This window comes from Streptococcus criceti HS-6 (assembly GCF_000187975.2).
Lineage (GTDB): Bacteria > Bacillota > Bacilli > Lactobacillales > Streptococcaceae > Streptococcus > Streptococcus criceti.
Genome location: NZ_AEUV02000002.1, coordinates 1,511,050 through 1,533,612, shown reverse-complemented (window position 1 = coordinate 1,533,612; position 22,563 = coordinate 1,511,050). Strand labels below are relative to the sequence as shown.

The following is a 22,563-nucleotide window of genomic DNA, read 5'->3' as shown; positions in this document are numbered from 1 at the left end:
TGATTCAGGCCCTGCTTTTTTGGGCTGCTGACAGGCGCATAAGCTGACAGCTGCCAAAAAAATGAGACCTAAAATGAAAAGACGCTTGATCATAAGTTTTCCTTGACAAAATTTTCAATCTCATCAAACGGAATCTTGTCCTTTTGGTCATAGAGGTCAACATGGCTTGCCCCTTTGACAGTAATCATCTTCTTGTTATCACCTTTGAGTTTGGCAAAAGCATCTTTACCCATATAATAAGAATGGGCAGCATCCCCGTGAATAAGAAGGACGCTATTTCGGATTTCATCGCTGTAATAGAGAAAACGTGTGTTAGCAAAGCTGGTATTGGACTGCACAGCCCAGCCATCGTTTGAATTGACACTGCGGGCATGGTAACCGCGGGGTTGCTTGTAGTAGGCGTAATAGTCTTTGACAAACTGCGGTGCATCATCTGGCAAGGGATCCACAACCCCGCCGGCAAGGGCATAGCTGCCATTCTTATAATCAACTGTCCGCTGCTTAGCTAGGCTCAAACGTTGTTGGTAGCGAGCTTCTTCATTGTCACCTTGGTCAAAATAACCATTTCCAGCCACTCGCGACATATCATACATGGTAGAGACCACAGTGACTTTGATACGAGGATCAATAGCTGCTGCATTGAGGGCAATCCCGCCAAAACCACAGATCCCAATAATGCCAATCTTTTCAGCGTCAACAAGGTCACTGGTACTCAAATAGTCGACTGCTGCTTGAAAATCTTCTGTATTGATGTCCGGTGATTGCATGAAGCGCGGAAAACCACTGGATTCGCCAGTATAGGACGGATCGAAAGCCATTGTCACAAAGCCGCGCTCCGCCATTTCTTGAGCATAGAGGCCTGAAGACTGCTCTTTGACAGCCCCAAAAGGTCCAGCTACTGCAAGTCCCGGTAATTTACCATCAACATTTTTGGGAACATATAAATCCGCAGCCAGGGTGATACCAAAATGGTTTTGGAAGGTCACCTTTTGGTGAGTCACTCGATTGCTTTTTGGAAAAACCTTATCCCATTCCTGTGTCAGGTTAAAACGTTGTTCAGTCATAATCATTCTCCTTAAATTCTTTGTTGGTAACTATAGTATAAGTCAACATGTGCATCATTACAAATAATTATATTGTATTTATAAAATGCCTATTAAGCATATATTGTAGTTTCATGGTATACTTAGCTTAGAAAGGACTATGACTAACTATGGATATCCGTGTTTTACAATACTTTGTGAGCATTGCTGAAGAAAAATCGATTTCCAAAGCAGCTCAAAAGCGTCACATTACTCAGCCAACCCTCTCGCGTCAAATGAAGGATTTAGAGGAAGAACTTGGCACCCAGCTCCTCCATCGCGGGAGTCGTGAAATAAGCCTGACTGAGGATGGTCACTACCTCTACAACCGAGCCTTAGAAATCCTATCTCTAGTTGATAAAACCACCAACAATCTAGTCGATAAGGGCCCCATCTCAGGGCCGATCGCTATTGGTGCTGCTGAAGGGCGATCTATTAAAACGGTCATCGACCAAGCTAAAGCTTTCCAAGAGGAATTCCCCAATACTAGATTAGATGTGACCAGCGGCAATGCCGATGACATCATCGAAAAAATTAATGCCGGTATCCTCGATTTAGGGATTGTCGCTCGTGAGGTTAATCATGAACACTTCAAGAGCATGGCCTTGCCATCTCAGGAAGCTTGGGGGGTTCTCCTGCCAAAAGATCATCCATTGGCAAGTCAAAAGAGTCTTCAGCTGAAGGATCTTGAGCCCTACCCCCTTATTATCACCAATCAGAAGGAGGGCAGAAACTTATTTCTTGAAAGGGTTGGAAAAAAAGCAAAGCTGGCTGCTACATTTAACCTAGTCTATAATGCTAGTCTCATGGTTGAGTCCGGCATGGGAGTTGCGATTACTTGGCCAAATCTCATCAATACTGATAGTCCAACCGGCCCCCTTACCTTTATCCCATTGACTGATGATTTGCCAGATATTAACCTTCACCTGATCTGGAAGCGAAATAGCCAGCAGTCACGAGTTGTTCAAAGCTTTCTAAAATTCCTCAAAGAAAATCTTTAGATAATTGAAAAAAGGCAATCATATCTTAGTCACAGAAGATATGATTGCCTTTTGCTACACTTTTATAAATCTAACAACACAATATGCTGCACTTGGAACCGGCTCAGAAATTTTACTTGTTTCTAGAATTATGACACAATATCGAGCATTACATTATATCCATACCTTTCGACATGTGTTCTCCTTCTGACAGAAGATCTTATTTCTATGATAGATAATCAGTCTAATCAAATCATTAGGAATTTTAGATAATAGTTGGCACCGATAGCCCTTTTATTTTTTCTTTTTCTTACCAACTAATCGCTTGTATGAATCGGAACTTTTAATATCTTTTAACGTGTTGGGCGTTGGATCGCCTATGGACTCGGCCAGCTTGTCGTCAACATCCTTGAAGGCTGCTGCAACATCTCCTAGATACTTGTCAAAAGACTCCAGCATATTCTTAGTATTGGCAGCTGTCGCTTTAATAGCTGTATTGCCCGATTTAATAGCTGCAGCAGCCGTTGCATCTAAAGTGTCATCACCTATATCAGTGATTTGATCGCTCAGATCTTCGTAGGCGTTTTTTACACTAGCTAATGCATTGGTATTAATTTTTTTCGTACTGCTCATTAAGTTTTCTCCTTATATTATATTTAGTACAGTTAGCTACTGCCAAAGCCCAAGAGCTACACGTGATCTTACGGTCAAAAAACCTAAGACTCTATGGTATTGAGGGTTCCTCTCTCTTTGAATAGAACCATCACTCCATTCCTTCTGTTTTATAATACTTTTTGAATTCCTCGTAAGAGTGGACGGTATGCTCTTGCCCATCTATGGAATAGTTGGCTGGAATCTTAGTACCATCAAAGATATCTGTTCCTTTAGGCGCAAAGAGCTGCAAGATTTTAGCAGTATACTCCATATCCGTTTTGTCTTGCATGAGATATAGACTGCCACCATTTTTGAGAATCTTATAGACTTTAGGATACTTTTTAGCAATTTGCCACTGTTTGGAATTTTTCATACCCTTCTTGGTTAGATAGAGACCATTACCATGGAAAGTGACTCCTTGTTTTCGCAATTTATCTTGTAAATTAGTCTCATAGTAAAATGAACCAACTGGTGAAAAAGGTGATGGGGTACCAAGTTCTTGTTCACTTACTATTTTTTGAGTATCTAGGCTTATATTTATTTCTATTGAGTCGTAGGACCATTCCTTATCACTATTTGTTTTCTTATGTTTGTACGCAGAAATACCAAGATAGCTCTTCCCTCTTCTCTCAAATACCTGTACAAAATTAGGATAATAGTCTGGATAGTACTTTCTAACAGTTTTAGGGATATTAATTTCAACAGGATCATGAATCTGATTCTTCCCAATTTTATAAACCATAACAGACCAGTACTCTCCCTTTTCTAAAGTATTACGGGTATAATAATCATTTCCAATACCCCCAAACTGAACTTTATCACGTAAACGCTGTTTTTCCTTGACAATATAATTAGATGATGACTGATTTATTCCACTCTCATCAATCGAATCAGAAGGAATATAGTGGTCAGCCTTTGTATCTGTATTTTTCCAAGAAAGAGCTACAGTTTTAGCATCTAGAAAAGCAGAGCTATCTATTTTTTGTGGGGATATATAAGAAAGAAACTTAGAATAATAATCTTTAGTCTTATCTCTCTGATAGTCCTGGTACGCATTGTAGCCTTTATAAAGGCCAAAACTAAGAGTCACAAATAATAGTATTAATGTTAGCTTCCAGTGTCGTCTAATTATACGCATGATGATCACCTTTTTTCTCTAAATCACATACCGATTAGAGAGATCCTCTCTAAATCCACTCTCATCAATTTTATCCGAAGCATCTGGAATATCTCTATCATCTAAGAGTTCTAACGCCTGACTAACATCTTTCCAATCTAACTCTTCGTAAGTATACTGTGAGTCAGGATTAGTCAGATAATCAATTGTTTTATCATCTATTATGTTAGAGTCCCTTAACGTTTGTTCATATTTTTCGAGCTGTTGGCCATTTAGATATTCTGTCACTCCATGATCATCAAGGTATTTCTCACGCATAATGGCACCGAAGTCATTGAAGTGGTCTCTAGAGGTCGCCACAATATTAGGATCATCATCTTTGCCGTAAACATCCTTGCCATAGGCGTCCTTGCTAGAGGATTCTTCTAAGTACCAGCCTCCCTCGTTAAATAGGTTACTACTAGATTTCTCACGTAATTCTAGTTCCTTTTTATCGTACTGGGCCATCTGCTTGGTGTAATCCTTGTAGTATTCGGAAAACTCTGACTGATTGAGCAAGAGCTGGATTTCAGTAGGCGCCAGCCCCTTGACAGCCTCTGGCGTCCCCGCCAAGACAGCTGACATCAAGGGCACCATTTCAGGAGCTACAACCAAGGTCGTTGCCATAGCAGTCGTATCGACAGCCTGCTTCACAACTTTCTCAACATACTCAGCCTGAGCCTTAGCACGCTTCTGCTCGATATCATAGTAGGCCTTGCGGAGTTCCTTGTCCATCTGGGATTTATAATCACCCGTAATATCAGATCTATACTCATGCGTCTCCCAAGCGATGTCCACCTCTTTACTTCTCGGCGTATTGGGGATGTCATTGTGCCGCATAGTGGTATCTTTAATGTTAATCCCACCCGTATCGCTAAAGGAGATCTTGAACTCATGCCACTGCTCATCAACCAAATAAGGCGTCTCCTCGACGTCGTCAATACGCCAAGCTTTGTGGATATAGATGGTTTCAAAGAAACCGTTCATCTGGTTGATGGCGTTGAGATGGGACTGCATGGTGTTGAGGGTTCCCCTCTCTGCGAATCGACTCGACTCATCACTCCATTCCTTCTGTTTTATAGAATTTTTTGAATTCCTCATAAGATGTCACGGTGTGTTCCTGCCCATCTTTCGTATCGTAGGCTGGGATTTTAGTACCATCAAAGATATCTTTACCTTTCGGTGCAAAGAGCTGTAAAATCTTAACGGTATAATCCATGTCCGTTGGATTCTGCATGAGATACAATTCTCCACCATTTTTGAGAATCTTATAGGCTTCTGGATACTTTTTAGCAATTTGCCACTGTTTGGAGTTTTTAATGCCCTTTTTAGTCAGACTGATAGATCTATTATCATCGGAAAACGCAACGCCTTGCTTCGCCAATTTATTATCTAAATCAGACGTAACAAAATTGGACAATCTAAGCTCCCTTTTAGAAAATTCTATTTCACCATCAGAATCGACAGATGGTTCAGCTATGGTTTGTTTTTCTAAATCAAAATAAATAGTGGAATATTCCTTCTTATTCACTTTCAAGAATTTCTGTGTGTAGATCTCTAGATAGCTTTTACCATCTTTCTCCCTAACTTGGATGTCATAAGGAGAGTAATCTGGCTTGTATTCTCTGACAATTTTAGGAATATTGATTTCAGTCGGTGAGCTAAGCTTTTCCCCTCTTTTTTTATAAACCTTAACAGACCAGTACTCCCCTTTTTCCAAAGTGTTACGCACTCGGATGGTCGAACTTGTTTCTTTAGTCATACCAAAACTGAGTACTTTACCTTTCAAACGACGTTGCTCGGTAACGATATAGTCAGAAAGGGAGGCAGTTAGCCCATGAGAATCAATATTTTTAACTGGGATATAGCGATCTGCCTCTTTATCTGTATTTTCCCAGTCAATAGCCACTGACTGATCATCTAAAAATTCTGCACGTTTAATTTTTTGCGGAGGAACGTACGATAAAAATTTTCCATAATACTCTTTTGCCTCTTTCTCTTTATAGGCTTGATAACGTTCAGTCCCAAAATACAAACCAATAGCTAGGAGAACGATTGAGAGGGGAAGGACTACTTTCCAATAGCGTTTAAATTTGGCCATGTCACTATCCCCCAATATTGCTGGCAGGATTTTCTGGTTCAATCACATACCTACCCGATAAATCTTGTCTAAATCCTGTTTCAGATACCTTATCTCCAACCTTATCAAGATCAGTATTCTTGAGAAGTTCCAGGGCATCATCAAGTGCCTGCCAATCCAACTCTTCGTAAGTGTATTGAGAATTAGGGTTAGTCAGATAGTCCACAACTTTCGGATCAATATTATTCTTTGAAGATGTCAATACTTCTTTATATTCTTCCAGCTGCTGATCATTGAGATACTCAGTCACCCCATGATCATCCAGATATTTCTCCCGCATAATAGCACCGAAGTCATTGAAATGATCGCGTCCGGTTGCCACAACGTTAGGCGTATCACCTTTGCCATAACGGTCCTTGCCATAAGCGTCCTTGCTGGAGGATTCTTCCAAGTACCAACCTCCCTCATCAAAGAGGTTACTGCTGGATTGCTCACGCAGTTCTAGTTCCTTTTTATCATACTGGGCCATTTTCTTAGTGTAATCCTTGTAGTAATCGGAAAACTCTGACTGATTAAGTAAAAGCTGGATTTCGGTAGGCGCCAGCCCCTTGGCAGCCTCTGGTGTTCCCGCTAAGACAGCTGACATCAAGGGCACCATTTCTGGGGCCACAACCAAGGTCGTTGCCATCGCTACCGTATCTGTAGCCAATTTGAGAGTCTTCTCCACGTATTTAGCCTGAGCTTTAGCACGCTTCTGCTCGATATCATAGTAGGCCTTGCGGAGTTCCTTAGCTTCTTGTGATTTGACGTCACTCGTGATGTCAGATGTATATTCATGAACTTCCCACTCATAATCGACTTCCTTACTTCTAGGCGTATTAGGAATATCGTTGTGGCGCATAGTGGTATCTTTAATGTTAATACCACCCGTATCGCTAAAGGAGATCTTAAACTCATGCCACTGCTCATCCTGTAAATAAGGGGTATCCTTGACGTCATCAATACGCCAAGCCTTATGGATATAGATGGTTTCAAAGAGACCGTTCATCTGGTTGATGGCATTGAGATGGGACTGCATTTGTGACAAAGCTTCAGGAGAGGCGGTCTCGTACTGTGCCCCCATGATCAGGATCTGACCTGAAGCAAGGCGGTCACCCGCATATAACATCTGCTCGGTGAAGACTTTAGCCCACTCCTCGTCGGTGTCACCAATGCCATTAGCCAGTTTTTCCAAACGGCTGGCCTTTTGTTCCGCTACCATATCCGTCACTTCCGAGGCGACCACCGTATACATGCCCTCACTGATTTGATTCGGATCAACATCGGTGACCTTTCCGGGATCCTCACTCATGATAGCTTTGAGGGCTTTACCATCATCTTTGCTGGAGATGGCGTCGATGTAGTACATCTCATCGGCGGTGAAATCACCACGCTTAATTGCTGCATAAACCTCTTTAGGGCTCCACTGGCCCATGTAGCGAGCCGCGTTGATCACCTGCTCAAAAGATTGGATCGTCGCAGCCTGCGACGTCAGGTTGCTAGTGAAGCTGCTCCAGGCCGATTGGACATTACTGGCCATGGTCGTGCGCTTGTTACCGGCGCTTGAGAAATCCGAAACAGCTGTCTCCTTAACGGCACTAAGGTCAGGCGCTTCAAGGTCAGCCACCGAAGCCGCCTCCTCAAAAATCTTCTTGAGCTCATCCACCTTATCATTCAGCGCATTAATCTGACTGCCCCCTTCTGAATAGACTTTTTTCAAATCTTCTGCACCAGACTGCTTGGACCACATGCGGCTATGAAAGTCTAGACCGGTCAAGGCCTCTTCATAGGTCGCCACCGTCTGGGCATAGGCATCCAAAGCCACCGGAAACTGATCGAACAGCTGAGCCTGCATGGTGTTGAGAAGGCCTCTCTCTTTGAATAGAATCATCACTCCATTCCTTCTGTTTTATAATACTTCTTGAACTCCTCATAAGACTTCACGGTATGAGCCTGTCCATCTGTAGAGTATTCACTAGGGATTGCCACTCCGTCAAAGATATCTTTGCCTTTAGGTGCAAAAAGTTGTAAAATCTTAGCGGTATAATCCATGTCCGTTTCGTCTTGCATGAGATATAGATTGCCACCATTTTTGAGAATCTTATAGACTTTAGGATATTTTTTAGCAATTCGCCAGTGTCTAGACTGTTTGATACCTTCTTTTGTCAGACTAATATCATTATCACTAAAGTATAATCCTTGTTTTTCTACTTTCTTGTATAATTCAACACCAATAAATGGAGAAATCCTTTTTTCGGCTCTCTTTATTTCTCTTTCATCTAAAATCTCTTGTGTCTCTAAATCCATATAGATACGTGAATTATCTCCATAGTCACTCCCCCCTGCGGTAGAAATTTTGTCTATAAAAATAGTTAAGAAACTTTTACCGTCTTGTTTCAAGATATCTACCCCAGTAGGATAATAACTAGACTTATACTTTCTCACTACTTTAGGAATATCAATTTTAGTAGGCTGACCAAGTTTTTGTCCCGTTTTTTTATAAATATTAACAAACCAATATTCGCCTTTTTGTAATTTATTACGAGTAAAACTGCTGTTTACACTACCCGTTTCCCCTCGTAAACGACGCTGTTCTCTAATAATATAACAAGAAGTAGAGTCAGTCAGTCCATCAAAATCAAATATTTTTGGAATATAACGGTCTGCCTTTTTATCTGTATTTTCCCAGTCAATAGCTACAGACTGACCATCTAAAAACTCCGCCCTTTTGATTCTTTTTGGGGGTCTATATGATAAAAATTTTCCGTAGTAATTTTTCAATTGCTGCTCTTTGTAGTGCTCAATTCCTAGATATACACCAAGTGCTAACAAAATGGCCAATAAAGAAATGAGTAATTTCCAATAACGTTTAAGTTTTACCATGTCATTATCTCCCAGTTTGTTTTCTAGCTTAAAATGATCAGCTATTTTTTCCAATGCTTAATAAAATATGCTAAAACCGCAAAAACAAACCATATTTTTAAGGGAGTCCCCAACAATGAATATGGAGATTTTGGACTAGTTGGATAGGTTACATATATAAACCAAGCAAAAGTTAATAGTAAGGAAATGAAAAACAGAAATGTAATTAAAACACCCTTTTTTGTCAAAACTATTCCTCCTTTTTTCCTTCAAAACTGTCTTGATATTGATCGTCTACATAACTTATATAGCCTTCCTCGCCCATGTAAACAGTACCAGTATCTGTATCTGTATATTCATACCCATCTAATCTTTTCAAAGCCTGAGAAACTTGAGAAACCTCATCTGGGCTTAAATCAGACAGTTGAACCTCGGAATTTGGATTGGTGAGATAGTCAATGACGTCATTACTATAGGCTTTATTATTATTTTCATCTCTGGCTGTTACTAATTCATTCTTATAGTCACTCAATTCTTCTGAACTTAAAAACTCTGTGACACCATAATCATCAATATATTTTTCCTGAATCATTGATTCAAAATCATAAAAATGATCCCTTGAAAATTGTTGAGTCGTTTCACCTTTTGAGTAACTCCAACCACCTTTATTGACTAAATTTCCGACAATATTATCCCGAGAGCCTTGTTTCCCATCTTTAATCTCTATTTCTGACGTAATATAGCTTTTTACAAAATCTACCCCTTCTTTTATGGCACCAACACGATTTGCCGTTACTTCTCCTACTTGTGATTGCTCATCAGGTGAAATAAGCCCTACCGCTGTTAAAACATTAGCACCAGCCACTAACGAAAGAGATATTGTTACAAATGGAAAGGTAGCACTCCCTACTGCCAAACTTTTTACAAAGTCCTCTAATCTAGCATCTCTTTTCCTATTTAGCTCAGCTATAGCAGCTTCTTCCTGTCTGTTATTAGAAGTTGCTGCTGAATAACTTATGCCACTAGTATATTGACCGGTTTTAGATGACTCAGCATACGATATATACGGTGTAGCACCCTTTTCACCCGGAAGATCTTCCCATTGTTCAACGTTAATTACCACTGTCCCATTAAAATAACCTGCTGAACGATCAAGTTTTACATCAATAGTATAGGAAATGTGTTTATATTTACCAGAAGCGTACATGTCGCCTTGTTTTGCCCCAATTCCCAATTCTTCTAAGGTCATATAGACCCCATTTAAACTGTTGATATGGGTTAGATATTCTTGAAATTTTTCCAAGGTCTCTGGAGGATAAGAATTTGGATTCTCATATGCGTCATACATGAATGCTAATGTCGTTGCAGCTAACCTATCACCAGCATATAAAAATTGCTCCCTAAACTTTTTAGCCTTATCTAATTCTAAGCTTCCTTGACCATTTAAGAATCTACTAAGACGATTATCCTTTCCATCATAAATCCAGTCAATTTGCTCAGACATAATATTGTTATACATAGACTCGCTAATCTTGTCTGGATTAAGCTCATATAAAGTCTCTGGTGCTTCACTCATGATAGCTTTGAGGGCTTGGCCGTCCTCCTTGCTGGTGATAGCGTCGATATAGTACATCTCATCGGCGGTGAAGTCACCACGCTTGATGGCCGCATAGACCTCTTTAGGGCTCCACTGGCCCATGTAGCGAGCCGCGTTGATCACCTGCTCAAAGGCCTTAATGGCAGACGCCTGCGACGTCAGGTTGCTAGTGAAGCTGCTCCAGGCCGATTGGACATTACTGGCCATGGTCGTGCGCTTGTTACCGGCGCTTGAGAAATCCGAAACAGCTGTCTCCTTGATGGCACTGAGGTCAGGCGCTTCGAGGTCAGCCACCGAAGCCGCCTCCTCAAAAATCTTCTTGAGCTCATCCACCTTATCATTCAGCGCATTAATCTGACTGCCCCCTTCTGAATAGACTTTTTTCAAATCTTCTGCACCAGACTGCTTGGACCACATGCGGCTGTGAAAGCCTAGGCCGGTCAGGGCCTCTTCATAGGTCGCCACCGTCTGAGCATAGGCATCCAAAGCCACCGGAAACTGATCGAACAACTGAGCCTGCATGGTGTTGAGCTTGTCCATAAAAGCGGCAATCACCTGACCCTGCTGGTCGTTTTCCTCAAAGGTCGTCGTATAGGTGCGGTAAGTCTTATTAGCAGCTGACGTGTAGCTGTCTGTAAATCGATAAATTTGCTGGGCATAGTCACCCAAGCCACCGATATCTTCTACTTTTGGAAAGGTTTCCCCCATAATGTCCTCCTTTTCTTTGATATCTAACTAAAGCTGGGCCTTGAGGGAGGCGACGCGGGAGCGTGCCGCTGACGCCTTAGCGCTTGCCGCTGAATAGGCACTCTGCAAGTCCTCCAGCAGTTCCTCACGCTTCCCGTCCAAGTCCGTGCTGGCAGTATTAGCGATCTCTTCTTCATCGTCCGACATATCGGCATAGGGCTTACCGGCTAATTTATAGGTTTCTTTGATATTAGAGTGGCTCTTAGGTGTCCACTCCACCTTAGTCTCAGCACTCGCGACTAAGGCAATCGCTCGCTGAATAGCCTCTGCTTTTGCGGCAGCCATAGCCGATAACCCTTCTGCCTCACTGATTTGCGCTTTTAAAGCGGCTTTATCATGATCACTCATTATCTTCTCCTATATAAGTCACTTGTAATTTAGATGCTTTTTTGTCCTCTAAATACCATTGCTCTTGGAAACCTAGCGGCGGTTCTTGTTTGGGCTTGTTGCTTGGGGTCAAAAGACTTTGTTCCCCAAGCTTCATATCAAAGACCATTTGCTTGGTGGTCTTGACAAATTTACTAGCCACATCAATCCTAGTGGCCAGCCCCGTATCAGATAAGATCAGGCTGCTATAGCCAGCCTGACGGCCCTTATCCAAAATATAGGTCAAGTGGTGCTGGACCTTGCGATCCAGCTGGGAAATCAAATTGGCAAAATCATAAAAAACAAAGAGGTTCTCCTTTTGGGTATCTTGTGCCTTGAATTTTTCTTTTAAGCGGAACTCACTTGCCTCCAGCAGCTCGCTAATCTCTTTGATATCCGAAACCAGCTCATAGCGATCATCCTCTGGTAAAAGATGCAAAGGCGGAGCAAACACAAAAACCTGTTCATCCGCTAAGTCCAGATTATCCAAGGCATAATCCAAGAACAGTCCCTGATGTTCCTGATCATTGCTCAGATAGAGCAGATTAGACTGACGACGTTTCCAGCTGATCAGCTCTACTGTATCCTTATGCAAGCCCAAGGCCAAGTGGCCATCCTGCACGGCTTGCTGGTAGTCTTGACGTCGGCGGAATTCCTCAAGCACCAAGATATCAGGAACCATTGGAATAGCCTTGGGTAGGACACCTGACCAAGCCTGCCACATCTGCTCAGCCTCAGCCTTCAAAGTCTGCAAGAGAGCCATAGAGTTCGCCGCAGCTACAGGCAGGTAGAATTGCACCACATCGACAGCCTTTTCTCGAGCCATCAGCCCTCGACCTTTGATAGCGTCCATGTGGCGATAAGGCGTGCTGCCCACTACATTGGTCACGTCACTGGCATCATTTTGATGTAAGACTAACTGGGTGTTAATGTTGGAGTGCAAGGCAATCCGAACGTTGAGCTGGCGCCCTGCCGTCAGCATCAAATGCATCCCTAAAGCAATACCCTCACGGGCCAATACAATCAATTCATTAACCAGTGTTGTCTCAAAACTTTCATTTTTCATGGCATCATAATTATCTAACACCACCACGACATGGGACAGTTTTTCACCCGTCAGTTCCTCATAGAGGCTCAAGGTCGCAACACCCGCTCTGGCTAATAACCGTTTACGGTGACTTCGGATAGATTTCAGGCGTTGGATCAATTTCAGCAGTTTATCCGTCCGATCGAGAGAGAAACTGTCGGCAACTTGTGGGAAGCTTTGGAAGTTTGATAACCCATTGGTTCCAAAATCGACCAAATACAGTTCCAAATCCTCCGGCGAGTAATGCCGAATGAGATCAAGAATAGCGGTTTGTAAAAAGGTCGTCTTCCCCGTACTTGGGCCGCCAAAAAGGGCTACATGCCCATCACTGATAAGATCGATGCTGACCTCTTCTTGCTTTTGGGCGTAGGGCATATCCGCAAGGCCAATGGTAAATTGTAAAGCGCTCACTGCCTTTTTTGACCATGCCTTTTGGAAATCGACTTTCTCTAGGTAGATTTTTTCCTCCAACGGCGGCAGCCAAGGCTGAGATAGCTGTGCGATGTGCTTTTCTTGGGTCACCTGCTGGATATGCTGGACCACAGCCTCCAGCTCTGTCGGCACTTCACGGATATCACTCGCGTCATCAAGCCCTGAAAGGTCCTGATTGAGCGCCTCGTACTGCCCTAGCTCATTGATGGCAAAAATCGTATGATCTTCTATGCCCTGATCTTCCTTATCGGGCTGGTAATCCGCCCCTGACCAAGCACTTTGAAAGAGCTCATAAACCTCGTTATTTCCCACCTGCAAATAAGCCCGTCCCGCTTGAGTGATAGTAGCCGCATCCGGCGTGTGTAACATTTCCTGTGAGTCGGCCTTATCCGCCACCTTAAGGGCAATCCGAAAGTTGGAGTTGGACCAAATTTGGTCATTGACCACCCCGGCGGGTTTCTGGGTCGCCAGAATGAGATTGACACCCAAGGAACGCCCGACCCGAGCCGTTGATACTAACTGCGTGATGAAATCGGGCTGCTCACTTTTTAATTCCGCAAACTCATCACTGATGATGATGAGATGGGGCAGGGGTTCTGAGACGTCCCCCTGCTCGTACTTCTTCTGATAGGCGTGGATATGGTTGACCCCCGCTTCATTAAAGAGGCGCTGCCGGCGCTCATTCTCCGCTCGGATCGATGCCAAGGCCCGCATGGACTGGTTGCCATCCAAGTTGGTGATGGTTCCTAAGACATGAGGCAGGTCTTTAAAGAGATTGGCCATGCCCCCACCCTTATAGTCAATCAAGAGAAAGGCCACATCGTGCGGATGGAAATTAACCGCTAGAGAGAGGATATAGGACTGGATCAGCTCGGATTTCCCAGAACCAGTGGTCCCAGCAATCAAGCCATGCGGTCCGTGCGCCCGCTCATGCAAATCTAGCTTAACATAATCCTCACCTCCGCGCAAACCTAACGGAACAGCCAAGGAGTTGTGCGGAGAGTGAGATTGCCAGCGCTCGAAAATTCCTAACTCCTCAACCCTGTCGACTTGGTACATCTCCAGAAAAGTAACCGAGTTTGGAATAGCAGATTTAAGGGTTTCGAGGTGATTGAGGGGGGCCAGCCGGCGGCTGATCCGCTCTTTGTCGTACCCTTCTGGAAAATGATCCAGCGTAAAAGTCTGCTCCTTGACACGCCTCTCTGCCATGACCAGCTCGCCAGTCGCTTGGTCTTTCAGGTGGATGACCGTCTGGACATTCTCCGGCAGGGAACGGATGGTAGCCTGCACAAAGATCAAGCTGCAGCCCAAGGCGGTCGGGTCTTTGGCGAAGAACTCCATGATGACATGATCCCTGATTAAGCTGGCATCCGTCACCAGCACCACATAGTGGGGCAGGTGGAGCAACTCTTGATTGGCCCCAGCTTCTTTTTGTTGGAGCTCACGCTGCCTTAAGATCTCCATCAGCCGGTTGAGGATTTGATCGCGGGTGCGTTCATTATAGATAAAACCGCGGACGTTGATGTCCTGCAAGGTGGCGTGGGGCAGCCAACGCAGCCACTGCCACTGGTCTTTTTCGGCCTCAGGCATAATCGTGATAAACTGAACATCATGGTAAGACTGAAAGACAGCTAACTGGTAAACGAGGAGCTGGAGCTGCTCCAGTACGAGCGAACGCTCACCAACATAGCCGACTGGGCCGTTTTTGAGCGTGGCCAGAACCGGCATATCTGTCAAGGTTTTGTGGGCCTCATAGAGGGCAAACCCTTCTTCTTCCAGAGGATCCTTAACCCCCGATCGCTCTTGTTGAGAGTAGTCTAACCGATAGCTGGTCGGTACCTCTCCCAAGCCTAAACGGTAGGAGAGAAAGTCTTCGTCTTGGGGAATCTTTTCATAAATACGGCGGGAGAACTCCTGCACTAAGCTATCCAATTCCTGAATCGTCGGATAGTGATAAGACTGCCAGCGGCGCTGGGTATTTGAAAGCTGGGTCAGCTGAATGGACTTGTCAGAGAGGTAGGCCCGGTAAGCCGAGATCCGATCCGCCAAGCTCTGCTTGTACTCCCGCTTATTGCGAAAGTAGTTCTGAACAGAGAAGACAGCGGTCACGATGCTCATGGCCACGGACATGAGGATATAGAGCCCCCGCGGCTGAAAGACGGTAATCAGGATAACCACCCCGATCATGACCAGAGGCGGCACCAGCATCCGAAGCAGCTCATTGCGTGGTTTATGGGGCTCTTGTGGCGGCGCGGTGACCGTTAGCCGATCGTCATTAAAATGGTAGATTAAGCGTGGCGAGCGGTGGTAATCTGGGTAGCCATCGTAGTAGTGATAAGCAGAATCAGCGACCTCCAGTAAGGTCTCATTTTTGACAGCACCGGAAACCCAAATTTCCTTGGGAAAGACTTTGAGCAGGCTGTTGCCAAAGGCCACCTCTGCCCCGAAGGGCAGGGCTTGGTGTTGGCTAGTGAGATGGTTATTGAGGTAGATGGGCGCCCCGAAATTGCGAAGCTGCCAGCTGCCTTTATCAGCCTTGGTTAGCAGCAGGCTAATGACCTGACTTCCCGACGAAAGGTTACTGCCTGGCTGCATGCTTACAGCCACACGGGACAGGCCAACGATGCTGTAACGGCGTCGGTTATTCGGCTGGGGATAAACGACGAGATCCCCTAGACGAATGGCTGTCGTTAGGGGAGCCGTTTTTTCTTTCGTGTGATAGGCCACCCCCTCACTGGTCTGTGAGAGACTGAGCTGATCACTGAGGCGCAGGGCACCTGTTTTAGGGACCGTCAAGACCTGACGGTAGGTCTTACGAAGGACGATGATCTCCATGGTTGTTGGTACATTCCTTTTCTATTCAAAGATAGAGAGCGTTTCGCTGGCATGATAAAAGCAGGAAGGGGGACTGTCCCTTCCTGCTCCCTTCAAGCCCGCTATGATTTTGTTTCTGACTGACGAGGCCATACGACTTGGTACTCGTCAAGCTAATGAGTCGGCAGCCAATGCCGGTATCTCACCAGACTTCATTTTTTCTTTCCTAAAGACACTTATATAGTATCTTATTGAAAAAAAAAAATCAAGGGGTTTTTGATGACAAATAATTACAATTTTGTTTCAGAGGTTGACTGAAAAATGTCATTACCCCAAAAGACCGCTAGAACGCTGCGATGTATCATCACCATATTAGGATTTCAGGCATCATAAAAAGAAGATAATAACCTCTCACATAAAGTCAAAACGTGGATTGAATAAAGTGGCAGGGTAAAAACTCAAAGGAGTTAGACTCATTATCCACTACTGCTTTAAGAGTTTATTTGAATTTTGGTTTTAAGATTTAACTTTTATATCTTGACATCTAAGAAAGAAATTGCTAAGCTATAAATGTTCAACGTTGAATAAACAAAGGAGGTTATTGAGTGATTAAGCTTTTAGTTCTGGCTATTTTAAATGTAAAACCCATGTCTGGTTACGATATTAAATCACTATTAGAGATCAGCGATACACAGAGGTGGGCGGGGGTGTTACCTGGATCCATTTACAATGCCCTGCGGAAACTCGAAAGAGATGGCTACATTGAAATCGAGAGTCTCGAAGCTAACGGAAACAGACAAAAGGCCATTTACAAAATAACAGAATCAGGGAGAAAGTACCAAATCGAACTCGTCAAAGAATGTCTAACAGCTGACAAAATTCACTACCCTACGCAGCTTTACACCGGCCTCTCTTTTGTCGACCAGCTTCCTCTGCAAGAAGCAATGGACGACCTGAAAAAAAACAAGGAGCAGCTTGAAATGGAATATGATATGTTAAGTAAGGGGATGGACAGTAAGAAAAAATCAATGGGCAATCATATTCCAGAACTCACGCAAATTATTTTTGAACATATGTTTGAGACGGTCAGGTCTCAAATCGAGCTAATCGATAAAACTCTGACTATCTTGAGTCGGCAAAAAGACGAGTCTTAGACCGACTTTCTTTTTACCAATATAGTCAAAGTTGATTATACAAAGGAGAATACTATGAATCTAATTGAATTTCATCATGTTTACAAGCAGTTTAGAGATCGCAAAATCATCAAGGATATGAACTTTACCATCAAAGAAAATGAGATCCTTGCCCTACTAGGAAAAAACGGAGCTGGGAAAACAACCACCATTCGGCTCCTGCTTGGAATTATTAATCCTGACAAGGGGCAGATCAGCTCTGGAATGCCAGACTTTAATAAAAAGGTTGGCGCCCAGCTGCAGACAACACCCTTCTTTGAAGCGCTGAATATTATTGATAACCTCAAATTATTTGCAACCTTTTACGCTGTTTCTTTGTCTGAAGATGAGATTGAGCAGTTACTAAAAGAACACAATCTCTATGAAGCAAGGAAAACCAAGGCTGCCAAATTGTCACTGGGGCAGCAAAAAAGACTGGCAATTATCATTACCACGATTCACCAGCCAGACTTGGTGATACTGGATGAACCCTCGGCCGGTCTTGACCCAAGCGGACAAAGAGAGGTTCAGCAGATGATTCAACGGTTAAAACAAGATGGAAAGACTGTACTTTTTGCTTCCCATGATATGACTGAAATTAAGAATATAGCCGATCGCGTAATGTTTCTTCACGAAGGAACCATCTTAGAAAGCGGGGATCCCGATGAACTAATTAGAAACTATCAGGTCACGAACCTAGAAGAATTATTCTACGAATTAACAGCCAATAAGGAGGACACTCATGTTTAATGTATTCACCATTTCATTAAAAAACAGCTTAAAGGACATTGTCCTCTTATTCTGGTCGATTTGCCTGCCCTTGGCCTTTATTATCGGACTTCACTATTTTAAAGTCACGCTAGGCGCAGACACTCTCTTTGGTATCATAACCTTTAGTATTTTTTGTCAGGCCTGCATTACACAGTCCTTCTCCATCTTTTCGCAAAGAAAGCGGGGCGTATTTGAATTGCTGTCTGTCACCCCCTTTTCTATCTGGAAGTATCTAAGTGGCATTGTTCTCAGTCAGGCATTGCTGGCCAGTATCATTGCTCTGCTGCTCTTAAGCATTGAGGTTAAATTGTTTTCACTAGCAATAACCTTTGGGGGAATATTGTCCTTCGTTCCTCTATTTTTGACAGAAGCTGTCCTGTTTAGTTTATTTAGCTTTGTCTTGTCACGGTTTCCAAAAGACGAAGCGCACTTAAGTACCTTTACTAACTTAACCATGTTTGCTTTGCTTTTACCAAGTAGTATTTTCTGGTCCTTGGATCATGCTCCCCGATTCGTTCAGGCAATCTCATGGATTAACCCCTTTGAATGGCTCCAAAAAGGTTACCGAGCTATTTTCAGTCATGAAATTTCAGCTTATATGCTCGCCTTTGGTCTACTGGTCACATCTGTTCTCTTAGCGTCATGGCTTGCACAGAAGACATTTCGGTTAAAAGAAAGGTAAGGGGCATGACCATGACTGATTAGCAGAAAAAATTAGAGGCGATAGACGGCAAGGGATGGGGCGCATATAAGCAAATCAGTGGGATTTACGCCTATCATGAATTTACCTTCTGCATTGAGCTGGGGCAAATTATCCCTATGCTCAGCCCTCAACCATTGCTGAGGGCTGATTGTACGAGTCTCAGTGGCTATTTGCTGACTGTCATTTTTTAGATCCAAAAAAGCGCCATTCACTTTTTTCCAATGTCATTAAGTTAAGCTAAGACTAGTTTCTATTAACCAACTGAGAGTCTGCGATGTCACCGTTTCGGCCCTCGGCTGGTTATTTTTGTGTACACTAAAGAAGAGATTATCCCCTAAGTCGTTGAAATTATGGTACTCTATAGGTGAAGCTTACGGAAGATTGCGCTCGTAGTCGTCGGTCAAATGAGCGATTCGGTCGGATGACAGAAACATGCCGTCTCAGAAAAGCTTCCAACTGGAAGGAAGACAAGATTCCCCTAAAGAATTGGCGACAGCCATAAGCGGCATCAGAGAAACAGATCTTATAGCTGTATTGGCCGCGAGACGGTTTGATGGGGATAGCCGATACCAGCCATTGACAAAAATTATAGTTGATAACTCTGGTCAACAGTTCTTGGAGAATCCCTTCCTTCTTTTTAGCGTGAAAGTTAACCAGGCCGATACTGTATTTTAGGTCACAAAAACTGGTCTCTATGCCCCATCTGCTGGCATAGAGCTTTTTAAGTTGGTCAGGGGGATAGTCCGTATTGGTGAGTAATGTTTCATAATGACCAGAAGAAATCTTAAGCCGGACGACCCGAAACGCTAGCTCATAGACCTGTGCAGGATTCTTTTTTCGATTTTTAGCTGGTAAGAAATCAAAGGTTGCCGAATAAGGAATATAGCGATACTGATTGGGATAAGCTTTGTAATCATGTTTCCATTCTTTGGTTTGTTTCCGACAGAGTTTAAGCCGACAGTCTACATCAAAAGAAGACGACTGAGGCAAGTCTAGCCCTGACTTTATCCCCATTTTTCCATCTTTGATCCGCATGATGTAAAACCAGTTCTTTTCCTGACAATGAGCCATAAGGTTATGGCTCTCATAACCGCGATCCATGATCAAGAGGGCTGTCTGGAAAGGGAGAGGCCTGCATCATGTGAATCAAGCCAGACTTGCTCATAGCCTGTCGTTTATCCTGAGAGCAGACATCGACATAAATGCCGCGATGGAGATCAAATAGGGCATTAAGGTGGATGACATTATAGGATCGGCCAGATTTATGAGTCCGTATGATCGTTGAGCCATCATTGGGATTTCTGGGAATACAGACATCACTGCTATCTACAGCTAAAACCGGTATCGTATCGGCTTGAGGAATTTTAACTGTAAAGTCACGAAAGAGTTCATAGAAAGTCCTAGAGTTTATAGCATAGCGTCTCTGGACGAAGGCGGCATTAGAAACCGATAGATGAGTGTCGAGCAATTCTTTGGCCAATGACTGACCTCCCATACTTAGAATGGTGCGAAGAAACGTGTCGAAAGTTAAGGCTCTGTTGCGAGTAAGGGTCTTGTCAGGATGAGTGACAAATTGATGGCGTTGGTCACTGATGGTTTGAATACTGTCCAACAGGTTGTTTTTGATTGTGGTCAACATCATCCCCCCCTTTGACCTTAGTTTAGCACAGAAAAAAAAGGGACGCTATCCTTAAAACGAAATAGTGTCTCTTAACTTAATGACATTGGACTTTTGTCTCAGCCTCTTTTTGCTCCTTTATCCCCTTGTCACATCACAGGCCTTGTCATAGCCATTGCAGATAATCCGAATGCCACATTCTTGGCATCTATCTTTGAAAGTTGGTTTATGTAACTCTTCCTCTGCTAAAGGCAAGCCTAGACTGTCAAATAGCTTAAACTGAATCGGCTTTCCTTTATGACTGAGGTTGGACTTGAAAGCCATCTGACTTTGGAGGCGTTTATTTGGTAGGTGATAGGTTTTCCCATCTTTGACAAAGTTTGTCCCAGTTTCAACGAAAGCAAAGAGGACATCAAAAGCACGGCACTCCTCACTTAGTTGTTTGACCCATTCATAGTGACAGGGTCTGGCTCCTCCATAGTTTTCGCCTCCACAATTGACTTGTTCTAATTGCCCGGTGGCAAGATACTCCTTGATGTCTATGGGACCTAAGAGTGGGGCGCACATGATTCCCTTATGCTTGAAGGGTAAATCGAGTAAAAGAGGGATTCGTTCATCAGCCCGCTTTTGATTTTCACAGGAGACATTGAGCATGACATTTTCCCAACCATCTCCCCAATCTTTGGGTAAACAGTCACGTACGCGCTCAGGACGTTTGGTTAAAAGCCAAAATTTGACATCTGGTCGCTGCCAGATTATATTCCAAACTTCCTCTCTCCACTCATCTGCCTCTTCTAAGAAAAAGTCAGAGGTCATACAGACACGGAGCATCTCTCCCGACTTAACCTTATAGTTTCCCTGCCTATCTTTCTGCAAGGGATAGGTAAAATCCAGTTTGGTTCGGTAAATCTGTCTGCCGTCTTTCCCTCTTAGATGGTCCAAATAATACATGTAGCAATTGTTACAACCCTCACTGACTTTACGACAGCCGTGCCAAGGGTTCCAAGTGTCATGCATGGCATCCTCCTTATCTCATCTGAACTTCTATTCCTACTCTCCTGGGTCAAAATGGGTTGTATGACCGGCTTTCCAGTCTTTTATATACTGTAGTCTTGCTTTGATTTTGCTTTCATTGCCTTCTTCTGTTGGCTGATAATAAACATGGTCCGCTATGCTATCTGGTCGGGTTGGCATAGTGGTGAGTTTGTCTTCATAAAAGTGCGCCAACTGATACCCTTTGCCATAGCCAACTTCTTTCATGAGTTTGGTTGTCGCATTGCGTAAGTGCAAAGGAACAGGTTCATTGATGGTTTGTTTGATATCCCTTTGAACAGCTGTTCTCGCCTTATAAGTTGCATTGGACTTAGGTGCTAAGGATAAATAAATCACACATTGGGTTAGATGGACATCACATTCGGGCAAGCCGATATAGCGGCAGGCTTGAAAGACATTGATGGCTAAATTCAGAGCATTGTTGTCCGCCAAGCCAATATCCTCACTAGCAAATCGAATCAAACGTCTGGCAATATAGATGGGGTCTTCTCCACCATCAATCATCCGTCCCAACCAATAAATAGCTGAATCAACATCACTATTTCGCATGGATTTATGAAGAGCAGAGATAATATTATAGTGCTCTTCACCATCCTTGTCATAGTAGAGAGTCTTTTTGCCCAGCAAATCTTCCAGAAAGTCCTGCGTTAAGATGACCGTCTGGTCTTGGGCTTCACTATTGATAATCAGCATTTCCAAGGTATTGAGAGCCGAGCGGGCATCGCCATTGGCATAAATAGCAATTTGCTCTAAAATATCCCTTGAGGCTTGAACAGTTAAATCAGGAAAAGCTTGGGGACTGGCTAAGGTTTGCTGTAACAAATCAACCAAATCTTCCTTGGTTAATTGTTTCAAGACAAAAACTCTAGTCCGTGATAAGAGAGCAGAATTCACCTCAAAAGAAGGATTTTCGGTTGTGGCCCCAATGAGAATAATACTGCCCTTTTCAACATAAGGTAAAAAGGCATCTTGTTGTGCTTTATTGAAGCGATGGATTTCATCGATAAAAACAATGGTCCGCTCCCCCAATTTCCGGTTTTCTTCGGCTTGGTTCATAATGGTGCGGATTTCCTTAATTCCATTCATAACCGCAGAAAAGGTTACAAACTTAGAATGAGTTGTTTTCGCAATAATCTCAGCCAAGGTTGTCTTACCGACCCCGGGTGGTCCCCAGAAAATCATGGAGGAAATGGTATCCCGCTCAATCATGTCCCGCAGGAACTTCCCCTCCCCTACCAAGTGCTTTTGTCCAATAAAATGATCCAAATCAGTGGGACGCATGCGACTGGCAAGAGGGGCAGTTTGCTCCATAACTTGTTCAAAAAGCGATGCCTGTGTCATTTTTTCTCC

General features: G+C 43.5%; 16 protein-coding genes and 1 pseudogene. 4 read left to right on the top strand and 13 right to left on the bottom strand.

The genetic code is table 11. The annotated features are described in order from the left end of the window. Positions 1-89: 89 nt before the first annotated feature. On the bottom strand, positions 90-1,064 hold the full coding sequence (locus tag STRCR_RS07180) for an alpha/beta hydrolase (RefSeq protein WP_004229553.1): 975 nt from the start codon (positions 1,062-1,064) through the stop codon (positions 90-92). Between the two features lie 149 nt (positions 1,065-1,213). Here STRCR_RS07180 and STRCR_RS07175 point away from each other — a divergent pair, with 149 nt between their 5' ends. Then, a complete protein-coding gene (locus STRCR_RS07175) occupies positions 1,214-2,083 on the top strand; it encodes a LysR family transcriptional regulator (RefSeq protein WP_004225770.1) in 870 nt (289 codons plus the stop codon). Positions 2,084-2,356: 273 nt separating this feature from the next. On the opposite strand, the gene STRCR_RS07170 is transcribed toward STRCR_RS07175, so the two are convergent. From STRCR_RS07170 to essC, 9 genes are all read right to left on the bottom strand, one after another. Beyond that, entirely contained in the window at positions 2,357-2,695 is a 339-nt protein-coding gene (locus STRCR_RS07170; protein ID WP_004227323.1) for a hypothetical protein, read from the bottom strand. A gap of 130 nt (positions 2,696-2,825) precedes the next feature. Beyond that, positions 2,826-3,854: a hypothetical protein gene (locus STRCR_RS07165; RefSeq protein WP_004227973.1), complete on the bottom strand. Its 1,029-nt coding sequence runs from the start codon at positions 3,852-3,854 to the stop codon at positions 2,826-2,828. Positions 3,855-3,872: 18 nt separating this feature from the next. Continuing rightward, positions 3,873-4,973: a hypothetical protein gene (locus STRCR_RS07160; protein ID WP_142743710.1), complete on the bottom strand. Its 1,101-nt coding sequence runs from the start codon at positions 4,971-4,973 to the stop codon at positions 3,873-3,875. Further along, a complete protein-coding gene (locus STRCR_RS07155; protein ID WP_004226760.1) occupies positions 4,930-5,973 on the bottom strand; it encodes a hypothetical protein in 1,044 nt (347 codons plus the stop codon). Before STRCR_RS07155 ends, STRCR_RS07160 begins: the two co-directional genes overlap by 44 nt. A gap of 4 nt (positions 5,974-5,977) precedes the next feature. Further along, a complete protein-coding gene (locus tag STRCR_RS07150; RefSeq protein WP_004228289.1) occupies positions 5,978-7,882 on the bottom strand; it encodes a hypothetical protein in 1,905 nt (634 codons plus the stop codon). Then, positions 7,882-8,874 carry a hypothetical protein gene (locus STRCR_RS07145; protein WP_004225772.1) on the bottom strand — a complete coding sequence of 331 codons (993 nt, stop codon included), beginning with the start codon at positions 8,872-8,874 and terminating at the stop codon, positions 7,882-7,884. Before STRCR_RS07145 ends, STRCR_RS07150 begins: the two co-directional genes overlap by 1 nt. Positions 8,875-9,103: 229 nt before the next feature. Beyond that, positions 9,104-11,158: a hypothetical protein gene (locus STRCR_RS07135; RefSeq protein ID WP_004227140.1), complete on the bottom strand. Its 2,055-nt coding sequence runs from the start codon at positions 11,156-11,158 to the stop codon at positions 9,104-9,106. 27 nt (positions 11,159-11,185) lie between these two features. Continuing rightward, on the bottom strand, positions 11,186-11,545 hold the full coding sequence (locus STRCR_RS07130; protein ID WP_004227068.1) for a hypothetical protein: 360 nt from the start codon (positions 11,543-11,545) through the stop codon (positions 11,186-11,188). Further along, the gene (gene essC, locus STRCR_RS07125) at positions 11,538-15,917 is read right to left on the bottom strand and encodes a type VII secretion protein EssC (RefSeq protein WP_004230063.1); all 4,380 of its coding nucleotides are present in this window, start codon (positions 15,915-15,917) and stop codon (positions 11,538-11,540) included. The genes STRCR_RS07130 and essC overlap by 8 nt, the downstream gene beginning before the upstream one ends. A gap of 584 nt (positions 15,918-16,501) precedes the next feature. Between essC and STRCR_RS07120 the strand changes: the two genes are divergently transcribed. The 3 genes from STRCR_RS07120 to STRCR_RS07110 are packed head-to-tail and all read left to right on the top strand — an operon-like array spanning position 16,502 to position 18,521. Beyond that, complete coding sequence (locus STRCR_RS07120; RefSeq protein ID WP_004225856.1) at positions 16,502-17,050, top strand: PadR family transcriptional regulator; 549 nt, start codon at positions 16,502-16,504, stop codon at positions 17,048-17,050. Positions 17,051-17,104: 54 nt separating this feature from the next. Continuing rightward, positions 17,105-17,818 carry an ABC transporter ATP-binding protein gene (locus tag STRCR_RS07115; protein WP_004227132.1) on the top strand — a complete coding sequence of 238 codons (714 nt, stop codon included), beginning with the start codon at positions 17,105-17,107 and terminating at the stop codon, positions 17,816-17,818. After that, positions 17,811-18,521, top strand: coding sequence for an ABC transporter permease (locus STRCR_RS07110; RefSeq protein ID WP_004228172.1), 711 nt, complete (start codon positions 17,811-17,813; stop codon positions 18,519-18,521). Before STRCR_RS07115 ends, STRCR_RS07110 begins: the two co-directional genes overlap by 8 nt. Before the next feature lie 369 nt (positions 18,522-18,890). On the opposite strand, the pseudogene STRCR_RS11750 reads toward STRCR_RS07110, so the two are convergent. The 3 genes and pseudogenes from STRCR_RS11750 to STRCR_RS07085 all read right to left on the bottom strand — a co-directional run bounded on the left by STRCR_RS11750 (position 18,891) and on the right by STRCR_RS07085 (position 22,554). Then, positions 18,891-20,181 (bottom strand): annotated as a pseudogene (locus tag STRCR_RS11750) (IS4 family transposase). 117 nt (positions 20,182-20,298) lie between these two features. Then, a complete protein-coding gene (locus STRCR_RS07090) occupies positions 20,299-21,177 on the bottom strand; it encodes a DUF5131 family protein (protein WP_004226432.1) in 879 nt (292 codons plus the stop codon). A gap of 33 nt (positions 21,178-21,210) precedes the next feature. Next, entirely contained in the window at positions 21,211-22,554 is a 1,344-nt protein-coding gene (locus STRCR_RS07085; RefSeq protein WP_004229342.1) for a replication-associated recombination protein A, read from the bottom strand. Between the last annotated feature and the right edge of the window lie 9 nt (positions 22,555-22,563).